Source organism: Actinoplanes sp. NPDC049681, from assembly GCF_044465265.1.
GTDB lineage: Bacteria > Actinomycetota > Actinomycetes > Mycobacteriales > Micromonosporaceae > Actinoplanes.
On sequence record NZ_JBITLP010000011.1, the window covers coordinates 48,714 to 62,091 of the forward strand.

Genomic DNA, 13,378 nt, shown 5'->3' on the forward strand with positions numbered 1-13,378 from the left:
CATGCAGCTGCGCAATCCCCTCGGCGTCCACGCTCTGGTCTGGGCCGGTGACACCTCGCCCGCGGCCGTCGCGTACGCCGTCACCCAGACCGCCAAGACCGGCTTCGACCTGCTCGAGTTCTCCCTCCACGACTCCCTCAACCTCGACGTGGCGGCCACCCGCGGGTTGCTGCGGGAACACGGACTCAAGGTCGCCTGCTCGCGCGGGCTGGCCTTCGACGCCGACGTCTCCAGCGACGACCCGGCGGTGGTCGACCGCGGCGCGAAACTGCTGCACGACTCGCTGGCCATCACCCACGACCTGGGCGGCACCCACTTCACCGGCGCGCTCTACAGCGCGCTCGGCAAGTACGGAGCCCCGCTCACCGAGGCGGGCCGGGCGAACGTCGTCCGGGTGCTGCGCGACCTCGCCGCCGAGGCCGCCACCCGGGGCATGACCCTGGGCCTCGAGGTGTGCAACCGCTACGAGACCAACGTCGTCAACACCGCCCGCGACGCGCTGCGGCTCGCCGACGACATCGGGGCGGACAATGTGCTCGTGCACCTGGACACCTACCACATGAACATCGAGGAGGACGACCTCGTCCGCCCCGTACGGGAGGTCGGCGACCGCCTCGGCTACGTGCATATCGGCGAGAACCACCGCGGCTACCTCGGGTCGGGGCACCTCGATTTCACGTCGTTCTTCCACGCCCTCGCGGACATCGGCTACACCGGCCCGATCACCTTCGAGTCGTTCTCGTCGGCCGTCGTGGCCCCCGGCCTCTCCAACGACCTGGCCGTCTGGCGCAACCTGTGGTCCGACGGCGAGGACCTGGCCCGGCACGCCCGCGCCTTCATGGCCAACCAGCTGACGGCCCGCCCCTCATGACCGCGACGGCCCGGGCCCTCACCTTCGACGCCCTGGTGCAGCGCGCCCGCGGCCTGGTGCGCAACGGGCGCCGCGCGATCCTCGGGATCGCCGGCGCCCCCGCCGCGGGCAAGACCACACTGGCCGAGGAACTGGTCGCGGCTATCACGGCGCAGGGCCCGGCCGGCTGGGTCGCCCACGTGCCGATGGACGGCTTCCACCTGGCCGACGTGGAGCTGGAACGCCTCGGCAACCGCCACCGCAAGGGCGCACCGGACACCTTCGACGCCCTCGGCTACGCGGCCCTGCTGCGCCGCCTGCACGAGGACACCGACGACATCGTGTACGCCCCCGGCTTCGAACGCGTCATCGAACAACCGATCGCCGGCGCCATCCCGGTGCCGCGCTCGGCCCGCCTCATCGTCTCCGAGGGCAACTACCTGCTGGTCGACGACGAACGATGGACGAAGGTACGACCGCTGCTCGACGAGGTCTGGTACGCGGACCTGGACCGCGAGTCCCGCCTCGACCGCCTGATCGCGCGCCACATCCGCTTCGGCAAGGAGGAGAACGCGGCGATCGCCTGGGCCACCGGCACCGACGAACGCAACGCCGCGGTCATCGAGGCGACCCGCGACCGCGCCGACCTGCTCGTGCCGTCCTCCCTCATCCGCGGCCTCGGCTCGCCGCCGCCGCGGTGATCCCGCCCGTGGCAGACTTCAACCGTGTCTGTCGGTGAGACCGTCGAGACCGAGCCGCGGCGGCGGCCCGGCCGGGCCGCACGTTTCGGCCTGATCGTCACCGCCATCGTCCTGCTGCTGTTCGGCGTTCCCTGGTGGACGCTGGTCTGGGCCGGCAACCGCTGGCCCGGCGCGGTGTTCGCCGCCGGCACAATTCTCTTCGCCGCCCTCGCCGCCGCCTTCCCGGTGCTGATGTTCTCCGGGCACGGCCGCCGTCACCGCGACGGTGCCGCGCGCACCGCCGACACCTTGCTGGGCGTCGTCTGGGTGCTGTTCGTCTGGTCGATCCTCGGCAACCTGCTGCGCGCCGTCCTGGCCGTCGCGGGTGTCGCCGACCCCGCCCGGTCGCGGGTCGTCACGGCGGTGGTCGCGCTGATCGCGCTCGTCCTGCTCCTCTGGGGGTACGCGGAAGCGATGCGCGTGTCGCGGGTTCGCCGCATCGACGTGACCGTCCCGCGCCTCGGCCCCGGGCTGGACGGGCTGCGCGTCGTGCTGCTGACCGACACGCACTACGGCCCGATCGACCGCGCGCGCTGGTCCCGCGGCGTGGTCGCCGTGGTGAACTCGCTGGACGCCGACATCGTCGCGCACACCGGCGACATCGCCGACGGCGAAGTGGCGCAACGCCGGGAGCAGGCCGCCCCGCTCGGCGACGTCCGCGCGAAGCTCGCCCGCGTGTACGTGACCGGCAACCACGAATACTTCAGCGGCGCCCAGCGCTGGGTCGAGCACATGGCCTCGCTCGGCTGGGAGGCCCTGCACAACCGGCACGTCGTCGTCTCCCGCGGCGGCAGCAGCCTGGTCGTCGCCGGGGTGGACGACCGTACGGCGGCCGGCTCGGGCGTGCCGGGGCACCACATGGACCACGAGGCGGCGCTGCGCGGCACCGACCCGTCCCTGCCGGTCCTGCTCCTGGCCCACCAGCCGCAGCAGATCACCGGTGCGGTCGCCCACGGGGTGGACCTGCAGCTGTCCGGCCACACCCACGGCGGCCAGATCTGGCCCTTCCACTACCTCGTCCGGCTCGACCAGCCGGTGCTGCAGGGGCTGAGCCGGCACGGCGAGCGCACCCAGCTGTACACGTCCCGGGGCACCGGCTTCTGGGGGCCACCGTTCCGCGTGTTCGCGCCGAGCGAGATCACCCTGCTGACCCTGCGGCGCGGCTGAGGCGTACCCGATCGAAGGCTGGTGACCGCCCGGCCGCGCTGGTGTACTGGCCGGGTGTCGCATCGAGACCCACGGATCTTCATCAGCTACCGGCGCGAGGACACCGCCGCCTATGCCGGCTGGCTGCAGGATCGTCTCGGCCAGCAGTTCGGCGTCCGGAACATCTTCAAGGACGCCACCTCGCTGCAGGCCGGCCACGACTTCCCGCGGATGATCGGCCAGGCGGTCGCCGGCTGTGACGTCCTGGTGGCACTGATCGGGCCGCACTGGGCGGGCCCCCCGGGGCAGTCCCGGCTGCACGATCCCGCCGACTGGGTCCGGCTCGAGATCGAGGCCGCCTTCAGCCACGGCATCCGGGTGATCCCGATGGTCTCCCGCGACGCGCCGCCGCTGCGGCCCGGGGCACTGCCGCCCGGCCTGGATCCGTTGCGCAGCCGGCAGATGCTGCCGTTCCATCCGGACACCTTCGCCGAGGACGTACGCCGGCTCATCGCCGTGATCGAGAGCAACGGCGGGCCGGCCTTCGGCACCGGTCAGGGCAACCGGCTCACGTCGTCGCGGGTACAGCGCTTCGCCGAGCTGCAGCGCCTGTACGAGAGCCAGATCGAGGTGGACGCGCCACCGTACAGATACGACCCGCTGATGAAGGCGGAGAGCCGCCGCGAAGTGCTGGACGCCATGGTCGACGCCCTCGACGACGGCGAGCGGCCGGCCAACCTGGCGCTCGCCAACCTGCAGGACGGGCCCGGCACCTGGCGCGAAGGGCTGGGGCGGCGTGGCCTGGTCGCCGTGGTGCCCAGGCGGCTCGTCTACGTGCCGCACCGCGGCCGGATCCCGGTCTACCTGCCGTTCGCGCAGATCCTGCGGGTCCAGCTCCGGCTGACCCGCACGAGCATCACGCTGACCCTGCCCGACCGCAACATCGAGGTGTTCTCGTTCAAGCCGTTCGTGCGGGCGGCCGAGTTCGCGAAGTACATGCGGGAGCGCCTGCCCGCGCCCTGAGGTCGGGTCAGGATCCGAAGCGGAGGCGGAAGTCCGCGAGCGTCACCGACAGCAGCGGCTTCCGCCCCGCCAGATACGACAGGGGACTTCCGCTCTCGATGTGCCAGGTGATCCCGGTGCGCCGCAGTGCCGCCGTACCGCTCACCGGGGTGCGGACCCTTGTGCCGTCCTCGCGCGCCTGGACCAGGGAGAGCGGGGCGGGCCACCGGCCAGGGAGGCGGCGGCCCGGCCGGATCTCGGCGTGGGCGATGCCCGTGGCGGCGGCCGCGGGCGGGGCGACGGTGAGCTCGGCCAGGTCCTTGGGGATGGCCCACAGGGCCCGGCCGCCCTCGCACGACTCGGGGCTGTCCACCCAGATGTCCATGACCGTCGGGCGCAGCGGGCGGACCAGCACCGCCGCGAGCAGCTCCCGGTAGTGCAGCGTGCCGCCCGGTTCGTAGGCGACCCACGCGGCGCCGACCAGGCTGCGGCCGCCCAGGGCCAGCGGGCGCAGCCCGGCGGGCAGCGGGGGCAGGGCACGGCGGGGCACGGCGAAGACCGACAGGTGGAGCTGGCCACGCAGGTGCCACGGCGAGGGTGGGTACATCAGGCGCAGGCTACCCGGGCCGCCGCCCAGTCGGCGTGGTCCAGGGCATTGCCGTCGCCCGCGTCCGCCACGCGCAGCTCCATCGTCGTGGCGCCGGTGAGGTCGACGCTGACCTCGGTGGCGGGGTCGGCGCCGGTCACGACGCCCGACTCGTAGCGGCGCTCGCCGTCCAGCCACACCGAGAAGACCACCGAGCCGCCGGTGCCGGTCTCGTCGTCGACACCGACGGCCGCGCGCAGGCGGGAACAGGTACCGGACAGCGGCACGGTCACCGCCGAGGGGGCGTGGGCGCCGATGCCTTTCGGGTACGCCGTACCCGCGACGGTCAGCGGGCCGCCGTCGCCGGCCGCCTGCTCGCCGTTGCTGCGGTCCCGCTCCACCGGTCCCCAGCCGTTGGTCCGCGGGGTGTACGGGCGGTCGCTCAGCCACGCCCAGCCCGGCGGCAGCGGCGCCGCCGTGGTCACCGACGCCGAGGTGGTGGAGGTGAAGCCGGTCGGGGTGGTCGTCACGGCGGTGGCGGTCAGGGCGTACGTGCCCACGTCCGTGTCCGGCGGCGCGGTGACCCGGAACGCCGCCGTGGCCGGGGTGCCGTACGCGACCGCGCCCAGCGTCACCGAGGGCGGCTCGACGGTCCAGCCCTGCGGGGCGGTCAGCCGTACCGTCGCGTTCTCGAGCCCTCCCGCGCAGCGTGCCGTGACCGTGACCTGGACCGGTTCGGCGACGCCGGGCCGCACCGAGCCGTCGGTGGTGGCCGCCAGCGACGGCGGGCACGGCGCCGGCACGTCGGAGTCGGGGACGCCGCCGGCCGCCGCCTCCCGCCGGCTCAGGGGCCGCACCACCAGCTCCTGCGAGTACGGGCCGGCCGGCGACAGACGGAACGGCGCCAGCACCGAGTTCGGCGTCTCGCCCATGCCCGTCTCGCCCGCCTCGGCATGCAGGGTGACCCAGCCCCGGTTGCGGACGAGCGGCAGCTGGTGGTCGTACTCGGCGCGGTCGAGGTCGTCGTACGCGGTGACGCTCACGTCCCGCATGCCGCCGACGAGCAGGCCCGCGCGCCCGTCGGTGAGGGCGGCCCACCGGGCGTCGGTGTGGTTCCCGTACGCCTGCGGCCGCGAGTACCGCACGTACTCGCCGGCGACGGTGCTGCGGTACACACCCATCGGTGCGCCGCTGCGGCGGTCGTCGTACGACTCCTGCGGCCCGCGCGCGTGGTAGGCGAACTGCTGCAGCTCGGCGGGCAGCCGCAGCGACAGGCCGACCCGCGGCAGGTACGGCAGCTCGCCGAGGCGCGGCCCGGACGGCACCACGTCCTGGCGCAGCGTGATCGTGCCGCGCCGGTCGATGCGGTAGCGCAGCGTCTGGTCGAACGCGATGCCCGTACCGGCCCAGCGGGTGCGGGCCTCGACCACCGCCGCGTCCGCCTCGGTGGTGGCCCGCACGCCGGTCACCGACGACGTGAGCGCGTCGAGGCCGGTGTCGTGCCAGATGCGGCGGTCGTCGGTGCCCCAGTCGTACGTCTCGTTGCTGGTGGGCGGCCGCCACACGTCCAGCAGCGGCCCGCCCCGCAGCAGCTCGCGGCCGCCGCTGCGCAGCGACACCAGGGCGCCGTCGGCGAAGCGGTAGCCGAACCCCGGGCCGGACACCGTGATCGTCGCGCCGCGGGTGGTGAGCGCGGGCGCGCCCGCCACCGGGGGCGTCGCGACGCCGGGCACCGCCGTACCCCCGACCGGGAACTGGTTCTGGCCCAGCACCCAGCCGCGGCGCGCCCAGGGCACGTCGCGGGTGCTCGCCGCCGTGACGGTCAGGAAGCGCTCCCGGTCCTGCGGGTTCGCCGGCACCGCCCCGACGGCGAGGTCGGCCGACCCGGAGGGGTCCAGGCGCAGGGTACGGGTGCCCGAGCGCAGGGTCCGCTCCTGCTCGGTCAGCGTCCAGCGCACCCGGACGTCGAGCGCGCCGGCCTGCTGCTCGTTGTGCAGCGTGATCCGCCCGGCGGCGGCGTCGGTGGCGCTGATCCGCACCGGCGCCTGAGCCCAGGCCATCTCGGCGGTCTCCGGCTGGACGTACCGGTCCGATCCGACCAGGCCGTCGGTGCCGGACAGGCTGATCCCGAGGCTGAGGAAGCCGCCGTGGCGCCGGACGGTGTCGAAGCCCAGTGCGAGCACGGCCTTGCCGGCTCCCGCCTCGAGCTGCCCTGGAGTGAGGGCGGTGGCGTAGATACGGGCGTCGTCGACGAGACCGCGGCCGAGGCGGGCGTTCCACAGGTCGTTGTCCTGCTGCGTCTCGGCGTTGCGGCCCACGTTCACCTCGTACAGGCCGGGGTCGACCGCTCCCGTGCGGGGGACGGACGCCACCCGGGCGCCGTCGATGTACAGGTGCAGGGCCGTGCCGTCGTAGCCGCCGGTGACGCGGTGCCAGGCGCCGTACCAGTTCGCGGGGACGCGTGCGGCGGCGGTGGCCCAGCCGTTCGCGTCGACGCCGAACTCGAGGGTGTCGCGGTCGCGCATCTGCAGGGCGTACCCCTGGCCCTTGGTGAGGATCGGGAAGCTGCCGGACCACTCCCCCGGCTTGACCCACGCATCGAGGGTGAGCGGGCCGGTCAGGTCGAGGCGGCGGTCGCGGAACACGTCGACGTAGTCGTCCAGGCTGGACAGGTCGACGGCCTTGCCGCGGTGACCCGGCGCCAGGCCCGGCTTGCCGACGAGGAAGGCCTGCAGGTGCCCGGCGGCCGAGTCCGGGGTGAGCAGCAGCGGCTGACGCGGGTTCTGCTCGGCCCAGTCCCAGATGAAGCCGCCCTGCATCTCCGGGTGCTTGCGGGCCAGCGCCCAGAACTGGTCGAAGTTGCCCAGCCCGTTGCCCATGGCGTGGGCGTACTCCCCCATCACGATCGGCTTCGTGCTGCTGAGCGTCCGTGCCTCCAGCCGGGCCGGGGTCGGGTAGCGGGGACCGTCGACGTCGGCGTACGGGGCATCGCCGTCCGGGTTGTTCGACTGGTGGTAGAGCAGGCGGGTGGGCTCGTTGGCGTCGGCCCACGCGGCCATCGCGAAGTGCGCGGCGCCGAGGCCGGCCTCGTTGCCGGTGTCCCAGAGGATGACGCTGGGATGGTTCTTGTCGCGGGCGACCATCGCCTGGAAGCGGTCCGCGAACGCCTTCTGCCACTCCGGCCGGTCCGCCAGGCAGACCGACGGGCAGCTCTCGTGGTTGTGCGTCTCGATGTCGACCTCGTCGTCCACCCACAGCCCGTAGCGGTCGGCGAGGTCGTAGAGGTACGGGTCCGACGGGTAGTGCGAGGTGCGGACGGCGTTGAGGTGCAGCCGCTTCATGAGGAACACGTCGTCGCGCTGCACCTGCCGGGTGAGGTGCCGCCCGGTGTCCGGATCGGTCTCGGCGCGGTTGGTGCCCTTGATCAGGATCCGCCGGCCGTTGACGAGGATCTGCCGGTTGCGCACCTCGACCTCGCGGAACCCGACCGGCTGGGTCGTGGTCTGTCGCACGCGTCCGCTCCCGTCGAGCAGTTGCAGCGCGAGCGTGTAGAGGTTCGGCTCCTCGGCACTCCACTTCGCCGGGTTCCGCACCGGCGCCGTCAGGGTCACCCGGCCGACGCCGGTCGCGGCCTCGGCGGTGGTCACCGTGCGTCCGCCACCGTCCAGCAGGGTGCCGCGCACGGTGAACGTCCCGGGCGCTCCGGCCACGTCGACCCGGGCGGAGAGGACGGCGTCGGTGAAGGTGGCGTCCAGGTCGGTCGTCACGTACGCGTCCCGCAGCCGGGTCTGCTCGGTGCGGTAGAGGACGACGTCGCGGAAGATGCCGCTGTAGCGCCACTGGTCGAAGTCCTCGAGATACGCGCCCGAGCCCCAGCGGTGCACCTGGACGGCGATGGTGTTGCGGCCCGGCCTCAGCCGATCGGTGACGTCGAACTCCGCGGGCGTGTAGCCGCCCTGGTCGTACCCGACGTAGGCGCCGTTGACCCAGACCAGATAGTTGCTCGTCACGCCCTCGAAGCGGAGGAAGACCCGGCCGCCGTCCCACGACGCCGGGAGATCGACGGTACGCAGGTAGGCGCCGGTGGGGTTGACGTCCCGGGGCACCCGGGGCGGGTCGTCGGGGACGATGTCGCTGGGAATGTTGCGGAAGACGGGGTGGTCGGCGAAGTCGGACTGCCACGTGTGCGGCACCCGTGCCGACGGCCACGCCGACGCGTCGAAGCCGGCCTGGTGGAAGGCGGCGGGGACGTCGTCGGGCCGGTCGAAGATCTTCAGCCGCCACTCGCCGTCGAGCGAGCGGACGTATGGGCTCGGCCCGCCCTTCGCCGCCTCGGGAAGCGACGCGTACGGCTTCAGGTCGGCATGCGGCGGCTCCTGTCCCTCGCCGGTCAGCTCGGGATCCTCGAGGTAGCGGTACACGTCCTCGACCGTCTGCGGTCCGTCCGGCGCGGCGCTGGCGGGTGTGGGGACCGCCAGGGCGGCGGCGAGCACGAGAGCGGCGGTGACGAGACGGCGCACGGGCACTCCCCGGACTCGACGACATCGGCCGATATCGATACTTTCCCGCCCCGGACGGCCTGTCAATGAAGGGCGCTGATCGCCTCCGCCGCGGCCAGCATCCGGTCGCCGACGGGCTGGAGGCCGATGCCGACGGCGAGCAGGCCGGTCGAGACGCGCTCGGCGACACCCCATTCCCAGATCGCGGTCGCGTCGAGGCCGGTGCGGGCGGCGAGCAGGCGGGCCCGGTCCCACGGGTCGCCCGCCATGAGCTCCTCGGGGTCCTCGCGCATGAGCACGCCCAGGTCGTACTCGGGCTCGGCGAGCAGGCCGTCCGGGTCGACCAGCCGCCAGCCGTCGCCGGCGCGCAGGGCGTTCCACTGGTGGACGTCGCCGTGGACCAGGACCGCCCGGGCGTCGTCGTGGGCCTCGATCCGGCGCTCGGCGCAGGCGACGGCGTGGGCGACCGTACGCTCCCCGCACGGCCGCCCGAGCTCGGCCCAGCGCTGCCGAATGTGCCGGATCAGCCATCGGCCCTTGTCGGCGCCGGTCGGCAGCCCCGCTCCGGCCGCCGGGCGCCACACCCGCCGGGCGAGATCGGTGAGGACCTCCAGCCGCTGCGGGAAGGGAAGCTCCACGTCCGCCATGGACGGTCCGAGGCGTTCGAGCAGCAGCGCACCGCGGGACTCGTCGGCGCGCAACAGCCGTACGCACCCGTCGCCTCCGGCGAGCCGCAGCACCGCGATCTCGTTCGCCGCGTGGTCGCCCGCGCGGGGCACCAGCAGCTTGAGGACCGCCTCCGTGCCGTCTGCCAGGGTCGCCGGTGTTACGTACGCCTCGGTCGCGTCCTCGTACGCGGGCCCGGTCCCGAATCCCCATTCGGCGCCGAGGGAGGCGACCAGTGACGGCAGCGCGGCCAGCCAGTCGTCCGCCTGGGCGGCCCGGGCCTTCGCGGTCACCACGGCGGGTACGTGCACGGCCGCGATCCTGACACAGGTGACCATCGCCGGCCAGGTAATTGCGTTGAGCGGTCCGGGCGCCGGACGCAGGATGGTGGCACCGCCTTCCCTTCTGCCAGAGGACCATCGATGCGCCTGCTCCGCGACTTATGGGCTGTTTCGCCCCGTCGCACCGCCTTCATCGCCGTCCTCATCGTGCTGGGCGCGGCCGGGCAGGCCGGCGCACTCGGCCTCGCCGGCGCGGTGCTGGTCGACCGGTCCGTGCCCGTGTTCGGCGTGCTCGCCGCCGCCCTCGTGGTGGCGGTGCTGAGCGACGTCGTCGTCGGCCTCGCCGCCGCGCGCCTGACCGCCGACTGGGCCGCCGCCGTGCGCCGCGGGCTGTGCAAGGTCGCCTTAGGCCAGGACGTCCCGACGCTGGAGAACACCCCGGTCGGCGAGCTGCTCGACCGCATCGACAGCGACGTCTACCAGGTCGGTTCCGAACTGCGCGGCAGCGGCGTACGGCTGGCCCAGTCGCTGGCCGTCGCGGGCCTGTCGATCGTCACGGCGTTCTTCGCGTGGTGGCCGGCCGGCATCGGCATGGTGCTGGTGTCGATCCTGCTCGTGGCCGTCATGACGAAACCGATCCAGCGCATCTCGCCGGCCCGGATCAGCGAGGAGGAGGCCTGGTCGGACCTCGCCGCCGTGATGGAGGAGGCGGTCCACGGCCAGGATGACGTACGCACCAGCCTCGCCGCCCCGTACGTGCGCCGCCTCTACGCCCAGCGGGCCCGGGAGGTGCTGATGCGCGGGCGCCGGGTGTGGCGGATGTCGTCGCGGATCACCATGGGCGCCGGCGCGATCACCCGTACGCTGATCGCGGTCCTGGTCGTCGGGGGTGCGTGGGCCCTGACCGCCGGGCACATCGACGGCGCCCGGCTGACCGCCGTGTGGTTGCTGGCACTGGGCTTCGGCGGCACCCTCGAGCACGTCACCCGCATGGTGCCCGAGCTGCAGAACGCGCTCGGCGCGTGGAACAGGGTGCAGCTGCTGCGCGCCGTGCCGCAGGAACCGACCGGTGGTCTTCCGCCGGCCGACGGCGACCTCACGGTCCGCCACCTGACGTTCCGCTACGGCGAGGCCGACTCCGCACGCCCGCCCGCGCTGCGCGACGTGAACCTCACGTTCCGCCGGGGGCGGTCGTACGCGCTGATCGGCCGTACCGGCTCGGGCAAGTCGACGCTGGCGAAGGTGCTGACCCGCGCGGTGGACGTACCGCCGGGCACGGTGTCCCTCGCCGGCACCGACATCAACGATCTCGACGTCGAGGACCTGCGCCGGTGGACGGCGATCGTGCCGCAGCGCACGGAGATCCTGGCCGGCACCCTGGCCGAGAACATCGCCCTGTTCGACGAGGCGCTGCTGCCGCAGGCGGCGACGGCGCTCGCCGAGCTGGGCATCGACGCGTGGGCGGAGAGCCTTCCGGACGGCATCGACACCAAGCTCGGCGAGGGCGGCTACGTGCTCTCCGCCGGCCAGGAGCAGCTCGTCGCCTTCGCCCGGATCCTGGTGCGCGACCCGCACGTGGTGATCCTCGACGAGGCCACGGCACGGATGGACCCGGTCACCGAGGCGTGGGTGCAGCGGGCGACCGACCGGCTGCTGCAGGGCCGCATCGGCGTCATCGTGGCGCACCGGCTGTCGTCGGTGCGCCGCTGCGACGAGGTGGTCGTGCTGGCCGACGGCGAGGTGCTCGAGGCCGGCCCGCTCGCCGAGTCGCGCCGCTTCGCCGAGCTGCTGGCCACCTCGAACGTGGTGGCGCCGGCCCGCAGCGGCGGCGGGGTCGCGCTGCTCGAGCGGGAGCCGCAGGAGCCGGTCGCGACCGAGCTGGGCAACAACCTGCCGCTGGCCGACCCGCCGCCGCTGCCGGAACCCCCGCCGGCCCGCACCATGCGGGAGATCTTCCGGCTGACCACGAACGACGCCCGGTACGGCCTGGCCGCGGTCGCGCTGTTCGCCGTGCTCGTCCTGCTCGGCCTCGACGGCGCGATCCTGCCGCTGCTCTGGTCCCAGGTGGTCGACGGCATCGGCGATCCGCTGCGGCCGGCGACGGCGATCGCGGCGGCGCTGATCGTCGCCATTCCGACGCTGTATTACACCGGCGCCTGGTTCCCCGAATGGTGGGTACGCCAGATGCTGCGGATCAGCATGCGGCTGGTGCACGGGCAGATCGGTCCGCGCCGGATCAGCAAGCACACCCCGGCCGAGGTCGTGGCGCAGGGCGGCGACACGGAACGGGTCGTCATGCTCGCCGACAACCTCATCGACACCGGCGTCAGCCTCGTCATGATCCTCGCGATGACGCTGGCCTCGCGGTCGTGGGTGCCCGCGCTGTTCTTCGCCGGCACGATGGTCGTGTCCGGGTTGGCCGCCACGCTGTTCGGGCCGCGGCTGGAACGGGCGGCCCGGCGTACGGTCGCCGCCCGCGCCTCGTTCGCGACCGCCCTGGTCTCGTCGCTGTCCGCGGCCCGCACGGTCAAGCTGGCCGGCGCGACGGTGCCGGTGCTGAGCCACCTGGCGAAGCTCGACGCCGCCCGCAGTGAGCGGCAGCGCCACGAGATCGCGATCCAGGTCTGGGCGCGGTCCACGCCGTCGCTGCTCAGCGGCCTGCTGCCGATCGCGGCCTGGGCGATGTACCTGGCCGGGAACCTGTCGGCGGCGGCCACGCTGATCGCGGTGGCGGTGCTCGGGGCGGCCCGCTGGTTCGCGTGGACCACGGCCTCGCTCGTGTCCCACTTCCCGTCGGCGCGGGTGTGGACGCGGCGGACGGCGGCCATGGCGGGCGTGGCGGCGTACTCGTCCGCGGTGCCCGGTGTGGACATCGCGGCCGGCACGGCGGACGCCCCGCCGGCGGCCCCGCGCGACCCGCTGCGGCGGCTGGAGCTCGCGGGCTTCAGCGCCGTCCACGAGAACGGCACCGTCGGCGCCCAGGACGTCGACCTGACCGTCGAGCGGGGCGAGCTGGTCCTCGTCGTCGGCCCGGTCGGTGCGGGCAAGTCCTCGCTGCTGCGGGCGCTGGCCGGGATCGTGCACCACACCGGCACGCTGGCCTGGAACGGCCGGCCGGTCGACGAGCCGGAGACGTTCCTGCGCCCCAACCAGGTCGGGTACGTCGCCCAGCTGCCCCGGGTGCTGTCCGGAACGGTCGCGGACAACATCGCGCTCGGGCACCAGGTCGACGCCGCGGACGCGGTGACGACCGCCCAGCTCGAGCACGACCTGGCGGCGGCCGGCGGCGGGCTCCAGCTGCTGATCGGCCACAAGGGCACCCGCCTCTCGGGCGGTCAGCTCCAGCGGCTGGCCCTGGCCCGGGCGCTGGCGCCGCGCACCGAGCTGCTCGTCGCGGACGACGTGTCCTCGGCGCTGGACGTCACCACCGAGCTGGACCTGTGGCGGGCGCTGCGCGAGCACGGCGTGACGGTGGTCGGCTCGACGTCGAAGCGGGCGGCGCTGTCCCGCGCCGACCGGGTGGTCGTGCTCATCGGCGGCCGCGCGGTGGCGCAGGGCACCTGGCGCGAGCTCGAGGACAGGTACGGCCACCTCGCGGGCTGAAGGGT

8 protein-coding genes are annotated in these 13,378 nt (G+C 73.9%); 5 read left to right on the plus strand and 3 right to left on the minus strand.

The genetic code is table 11. From position 1 onward, the window contains the following. The first annotated feature begins 1 nt into the window (after position 1). The 4 genes from ACIBO8_RS34405 to ACIBO8_RS34420 are packed head-to-tail and all read left to right on the plus strand — an operon-like array spanning position 2 to position 3,759. On the plus strand, positions 2 to 871 hold the full coding sequence (locus tag ACIBO8_RS34405) for a sugar phosphate isomerase/epimerase family protein (protein ID WP_396119641.1): 870 nt from the start codon (positions 2 to 4) through the stop codon (positions 869 to 871). After that, positions 868 to 1,551 (plus strand): nucleoside/nucleotide kinase family protein, encoded by a 684-nt coding sequence (locus ACIBO8_RS34410; protein WP_396119642.1) that lies wholly within the window; start codon positions 868 to 870, stop codon positions 1,549 to 1,551. Before ACIBO8_RS34405 ends, ACIBO8_RS34410 begins: the two co-directional genes overlap by 4 nt. Positions 1,552 to 1,575: 24 nt before the next feature. Next, the gene (locus tag ACIBO8_RS34415) at positions 1,576 to 2,757 is read left to right on the plus strand and encodes a metallophosphoesterase (protein WP_396119643.1); all 1,182 of its coding nucleotides are present in this window, start codon (positions 1,576 to 1,578) and stop codon (positions 2,755 to 2,757) included. Positions 2,758 to 2,811: 54 nt separating this feature from the next. After that, on the plus strand, positions 2,812 to 3,759 hold the full coding sequence (locus tag ACIBO8_RS34420) for a toll/interleukin-1 receptor domain-containing protein (RefSeq protein ID WP_396119644.1): 948 nt from the start codon (positions 2,812 to 2,814) through the stop codon (positions 3,757 to 3,759). Positions 3,760 to 3,766: 7 nt separating this feature from the next. On the opposite strand, the gene ACIBO8_RS34425 is transcribed toward ACIBO8_RS34420, so the two are convergent. From ACIBO8_RS34425 to ACIBO8_RS34435, 3 genes are all read right to left on the minus strand, one after another. After that, positions 3,767 to 4,345, minus strand: a complete 579-nt coding sequence (locus ACIBO8_RS34425; protein ID WP_396119645.1) for an acetoacetate decarboxylase family protein — start codon at positions 4,343 to 4,345, stop codon at positions 3,767 to 3,769. Continuing rightward, complete coding sequence (locus ACIBO8_RS34430) at positions 4,345 to 8,844, minus strand: glycoside hydrolase family 2 TIM barrel-domain containing protein (RefSeq protein WP_396119646.1); 4,500 nt, start codon at positions 8,842 to 8,844, stop codon at positions 4,345 to 4,347. The genes ACIBO8_RS34425 and ACIBO8_RS34430 overlap by 1 nt, the downstream gene beginning before the upstream one ends. A 62-nt stretch (positions 8,845 to 8,906) precedes the next feature. Then, positions 8,907 to 9,800, minus strand: a complete 894-nt coding sequence (locus ACIBO8_RS34435) for an aminoglycoside phosphotransferase family protein (protein WP_396119647.1) — start codon at positions 9,798 to 9,800, stop codon at positions 8,907 to 8,909. 111 nt (positions 9,801 to 9,911) lie between these two features. Between ACIBO8_RS34435 and ACIBO8_RS34440 the strand changes: the two genes are divergently transcribed. Further along, positions 9,912 to 13,373, plus strand: a complete 3,462-nt coding sequence (locus tag ACIBO8_RS34440) for an ATP-binding cassette domain-containing protein (RefSeq protein WP_396119648.1) — start codon at positions 9,912 to 9,914, stop codon at positions 13,371 to 13,373. Positions 13,374 to 13,378: the final 5 nt, after the last annotated feature.

What these genes read in the sequence shown, in the direction of transcription:
- ACIBO8_RS34440 (WP_396119648.1), top strand. Translation starts at nt 9,912, where the DNA reads ATGCGCCTGCTCCGCGACTTATGGGCTGTTTCGCCCCGTCGCACCGCC.
- ACIBO8_RS34425 (WP_396119645.1), bottom strand. Translation starts at nt 4,345, where the DNA reads ATGTACCCACCCTCGCCGTGGCACCTGCGTGGCCAGCTCCACCTGTCG.
- ACIBO8_RS34410 (WP_396119642.1), top strand. Translation starts at nt 868, where the DNA reads ATGACCGCGACGGCCCGGGCCCTCACCTTCGACGCCCTGGTGCAGCGC.
- ACIBO8_RS34405 (WP_396119641.1), top strand. Translation starts at nt 2, where the DNA reads ATGCAGCTGCGCAATCCCCTCGGCGTCCACGCTCTGGTCTGGGCCGGT.